This is a genomic window from Cyanobacterium sp. T60_A2020_053, from assembly GCA_015272165.1.
Classification (GTDB): Bacteria; Cyanobacteriota; Cyanobacteriia; order Cyanobacteriales; family Cyanobacteriaceae; genus Cyanobacterium.
The window spans coordinates 1-4,646 of sequence record JACYMF010000078.1 but is presented as its reverse complement, the minus strand read 5'-3'; the positions used below and the strand labels follow the sequence as shown (position 1 = coordinate 4,646).

Here is a 4,646-nt window from a genome sequence, read left to right as displayed (position 1 = left end):
TGTCTTCTTGTCAAAAACAAATCAATTTTGATCCTGACTTTGAAAACACCCTGCTTAAGAAGGGGAGACTTTTTTTATATGGGTGGAGGGCGCTGGGTTTTAAATAGGGTTTTGATTTATTCAGCAAACCTTAGTTACGTTGGGAGTTGCGCTCAAAGGGTACGGCAACAAAACCAATTTCGTATAATTGTTGATAGGATTTACGCCCTAATTCACTGGTAGGATTTTGGGAGCGAATAATTTGGATTAATAAAGGCACTGCTAATTCTGGTTTACTCTGCGCCCGATGCACTAGGGCTAATTGGTAAGTGGATTCATCCCGTAAGGTAGCTGTTTCCAATGCCCCTGCCCGTTGTTGAGCAGTAATATCATTGTTAATGCCAGAAAAACTCTCGGCTAGTTGTAAATAAAAATTGGATAATTGATTGAAAACCCTTCTCGCTTGTTGTAATTTGGTGGATGCTAAATCGTAATTTGCTTGACTGATAGCAGTTTCAGCTTCTGCCATTAATTTTTTTCCACCGTTAAGGCTCAGAATGGTGTCGGTTTCGCTGATGGGCTCGATAATGTTAGGTTCGTTTGTATTAACTTGGGTTTGAGCGGTGGCGGGCGCTGACATTAAACCCCAACAAGTTAAGGAAATTATTAGCCATTGAAGGGAGGAGTTACGAAAAAAGCCTAACTTAGAAAACATAATTTATTAATAACTATGGGATTAATTCTCAAATATAGTAGCACTTTATTTCTCATTTGGGTTAACTTGAGAAGTGAAAGCAGAGTTTTTTGATCGTCGAACCAAACATCTGAATTTAGTCAACGACTTAAAGGGAAATTAGCTTAATATTCAACCCCCACGCAATAATCAAAAATTATTTTTGACAACGGTAATAATGATAAAATAGTGGCTGTATGATTATTAAATAAAAAGATTATATGGTAGTAACTCCCTCCACTCATCCTTTAGCTGAGTATATTTATCGTTTGGAAAATGGTCAAACGCTGTTACAGGAAAGCCCTGAAAATGTCCTTGAGGTGGTGGGGATATTAAAATCCTACGGGGTTGTTTTGGACTATTATGCCAATAATCTTAATTATATTGCTGAACATCAATTTTTAGTATTATTTCCTTTTTTTAAGTATTTTAATGGTGATGTTTCTTGGCAAAAGTTGACTCGTCATTGGTGGCATGATCGCATTAATTATGAATATGCTGAGTATTGTATGCGCGGTATGTTATGGCATGGAGGTGGGAAGTTGCAAGAATATCTCGAAAGTGATGATTTTAAGGGGAAGTGCGCTGAAGCTATTAAGGCAAAAACGGCAGGAAATCCTTTTATATCGAGCTTAAATCGCTTGTTTCCTGATTTTTTGAGTGAACAAGTCAAAATGTTGGTTTATTACTCTGCATTGGGACAATTTTGGCGAGTTATGAGCGATATGTTTATCACTTTATCAGATCGTTATGATCAAGGGGAAATTAATACCATTAGTGATGTGGTGGCTCATATTTTAGCTGGATTGGTGGCTGATGCTAATAAGCCCATTGTTTATCAAGTGGAAATTGATGGCAAGATGTATGATTTGATGGGGGAGGGCGCTGGGATAACTTTTTTGATGGATACGGCTGTGCCTTATGTGGAAGCGATTTTCTTTCGGGGTACTCCCTTTTTAGGTACAATTTCTTATAATGCCCAAGCTAATCAAGTTCCTAGTGTGCAGGAAGGCTTTAATTATGGTGCTTTGTACGCTGATCCTTTTCCGGTGGGGGGCGCTGGGATTCCCCCAACTTTATTGATGCAGGATATGCGCCATTATCTTCCTGAGTATCTTCATGAGGTTTATCGTAATACTTTGCGACAAGAGGATGATTTATTAGTAAAAATTTGTATTAGTTTCCAAAAGTCTATGTATTGTGTCACTACGGCAGCCATTCAAGGTCTAGCGCCCTTCCCCTTTGACACCACTAAAGATGAGGAAAAACAAGCTAATCGTCACTATTTAGAGAATTGGTTAGATCGTTTTCTCACTTCTCGCATTCTTGAGGTCAATAAATAGAATTTTACAAAAAAACTGTATTTTGAAAAAATAAATATTGATACTGATACGCTATGAAAGTTAAGAGGCGGTTGGTTATATTGGTTATAGCACTCAAAAAGTTATACTTTCAAGGAAAGTGTTAGGTTAACAAAAGAAATAGTTAAAAGGGCAAAGGGCAAAGGTAAATTTAAAAATAGTTTGCACTACCGTGTTTTTTTGCTCATGTCTGAAAAGACGGGGTTTTAAACTCTTTATTATTCGATCAATTATTCATTATTTAACATATTAAATATGTCAGTATTAGCAGCCATCGGAGTTTTAGCGATTTTAATTGTTGTCCACGAATTAGGACATTTTAGCGCCGCCAGATTACAAGGTATTAAAGTTAGTAAGTTTTCCATCGGTTTCGGTCCAGTGTTGCTGAAGTATGATGGTAAGGAGACCGAATACGCTATCAGAGCTTTTCCTTTAGGGGGTTATGTGGGTTTTCCTGATGATGATCCAGATAGTGATATTTCCCTTGATGATCCTGATTTATTGCGTAATCGCCCGGTATTTGATCGGGCAATTGTCATTAGTGCTGGGGTAATTGCTAATTTGATTTTTGCCTATTTTTTGTTGGTAGGACAAGCTAATGTGATGGGAGTTCAAGATATTAATTATCAGCAGGGAGTATTAATTCCCGAAATCATCAGCGCTGAAGTATCACCAGCGCGCGCCAGTGGCTTAGAGAGTGGGGATGTGATTATTGCCATTGATGGAGAAACGTTACCCATTGGGGAAGAAGGGATGGAAATTTTACGCCGTCGCATTCAAGATTCCCCAGAAAAAAGCCTCAATTTTATGGTAAAAAGGGAAACTGATGTTTTTGAGGTTAATATTACTCCTGAGTTAGGGGAAAATGATAAGGGCAAAATTGGCGTGATGTTAGCACCTAATGGAGATGTTACTCGTCGGCACCCTTCTAATTTTATGGAAGGGTTTACCATTGGCGCTCAACAATTTGAACGTTACGTCAAATTAACGGTTCAAGGTTTCGGTCAACTCTTGACAAATTTTCAAGAAAGCGCTACTCAAGTAGCTGGTCCTGTGGCCATTGTGGCGGTGGGCGCTGAATTGGCAAAAAGTGACCTCGGTAACTTATTCCAGTTTGGGGCGCTGATTAGTATTAACCTTGCCATTATCAACATCTTACCTTTACCTGCCCTCGATGGTGGTCAATTAGTGTTTTTACTGTTTGAGGGAGTGCGCGGTAAACCGCTACCAAATCAATTGCAAGAAGGCATTATGCAAACCGGCTTAGTTTTACTCCTGGGCTTAGGAGTATTTCTAATTTTGCGTGACACCGTTAATTTAGCTTTTTTGCGCTAGTGTCTTATCTTAGTTTCCTTTAATCATAATTACCTTAACTAATGCTCTTTTGTCATTCTCCGAACATATTTAGGATTCCTAAATCACAGAACTCTGATTAACAAATCATTTCGAGACTTTTTAAGTAATAGAAATTATCAGAATTTAAACATCTCTGAAAATATATCCATTGAAAGTCTTTTATCGGAAAGTGACAAATGAGGGATAGTTATTTTCCCAATTATCTTATCAATTCTTCTCACACATCTAGTCTAATTCAACAAATAATATAGTCAACTTTGACATTAAAAATGTAATCTATTATCCATAGGACTTACGCACTTCAACAAATCTTTATTATTTGAGCGATTAATATTGAACAAAAAACTATTTTGATAATTTTTGCGTAAGTCCGACGGATCTAGTTATTCAGAGGTTAATATTAACCAAGATGAAAAGAATTAGTCACCACTTTAAATAATTCTGACACATTATCCCAGCGCCCTTCGGTGGTAGAAATATTGAAGGTATAAAGTTTTCCTTTTGCGGTAACAACACTAGCCAAATTATGACGATATTGGTCTTCTCCTAATTTAACTCGATACTCTAAGATGTAATAATCTTTTAGATCGACTTGTCTTTTTTCAGCAGAAATTAACTCTGCTTCCCTTCCTGATTCAGTATTTTGGTTAACCATCTCCATAAAACGATAACCTACCTCACTAGGAGTGCCTAAATCGGCTAAATCCTTTTCCTGACTTACTTCACTAATAATAACGCTCAAATTTTCCGTGCGCTCAATAAAATCACGATATACTACATCAACTCCATCGGAAGCATTTTGTACATCCACTGCCATCCAACCATTAGGATACAAGAATTGATAACCATCCACCGCATCAGCATAACGTTGCAAACCTCCTAACGCTGGGCTACAGGCGCTTAAAGTAATTGTAAAAAGTACCAGTAATAAACCAATGAAACGCTTAATCATAATTTCTATTTTAAAAACATCATTCTTTCATTTTCCCACGAAAAGGAAAAATCCCTTGTGGATAATAGACAATAGATAGTAAAAGGAATGAAGAATGCTAAAGTAATTGTTTTTTTTATGCTTGATTTTTTCTCTCCTTTGAGGTTTTGAACACTGATTTAGCAACCTCCAACTATATAGTGATTTGACACTCCCACCACTAAACCCTACGGGTTATAGTGGGGGATTCTTGGTTCACCGACTCGCCGTTAGACGACAGCCCATA

At 37.4% G+C, this 4,646-nt stretch carries 4 protein-coding genes; 2 read left to right on the top strand and 2 right to left on the bottom strand.

Annotated features, from left to right (window positions below):
- Window positions 1-130 precede the first annotated feature (130 nt).
- Window positions 131-694, bottom strand: coding sequence for a hypothetical protein (locus IGQ45_10870; GenBank protein MBF2057692.1), 564 nt, complete (start codon window positions 692-694; stop codon window positions 131-133).
- A gap of 239 nt (window positions 695-933) precedes the next feature.
- Between IGQ45_10870 and IGQ45_10865 the strand changes: the two genes are divergently transcribed.
- Together IGQ45_10865 and rseP are read left to right on the top strand one after the other, a co-directional pair.
- Window positions 934-2,055, top strand: a complete 1,122-nt coding sequence (locus IGQ45_10865; GenBank protein ID MBF2057691.1) for a CO2 hydration protein — start codon at window positions 934-936, stop codon at window positions 2,053-2,055.
- 273 nt (window positions 2,056-2,328) lie between these two features.
- Window positions 2,329-3,408: an RIP metalloprotease RseP gene (rseP, locus tag IGQ45_10860; protein MBF2057690.1), complete on the top strand. Its 1,080-nt coding sequence runs from the start codon at window positions 2,329-2,331 to the stop codon at window positions 3,406-3,408.
- A 421-nt stretch (window positions 3,409-3,829) separates the two neighbouring features.
- Here rseP and IGQ45_10855 read toward each other — a convergent pair whose 3' ends face one another.
- Window positions 3,830-4,381: a photosystem II reaction center PsbP family protein gene (locus tag IGQ45_10855; protein ID MBF2057689.1), complete on the bottom strand. Its 552-nt coding sequence runs from the start codon at window positions 4,379-4,381 to the stop codon at window positions 3,830-3,832.
- Window positions 4,382-4,646: the final 265 nt, after the last annotated feature.

Excerpts from the sequence above, each read along its gene's own strand:
- IGQ45_10870 (MBF2057692.1), bottom strand. The coding sequence starts at position 694 with ATGTTTTCTAAGTTAGGCTTTTTTCGTAACTCCTCCCTTCAATGGCTA.
- IGQ45_10865 (MBF2057691.1), top strand. The coding sequence starts at position 934 with ATGGTAGTAACTCCCTCCACTCATCCTTTAGCTGAGTATATTTATCGT.
- rseP (MBF2057690.1), top strand. The coding sequence starts at position 2,329 with ATGTCAGTATTAGCAGCCATCGGAGTTTTAGCGATTTTAATTGTTGTC.
- IGQ45_10855 (MBF2057689.1), bottom strand. The coding sequence starts at position 4,381 with ATGATTAAGCGTTTCATTGGTTTATTACTGGTACTTTTTACAATTACT.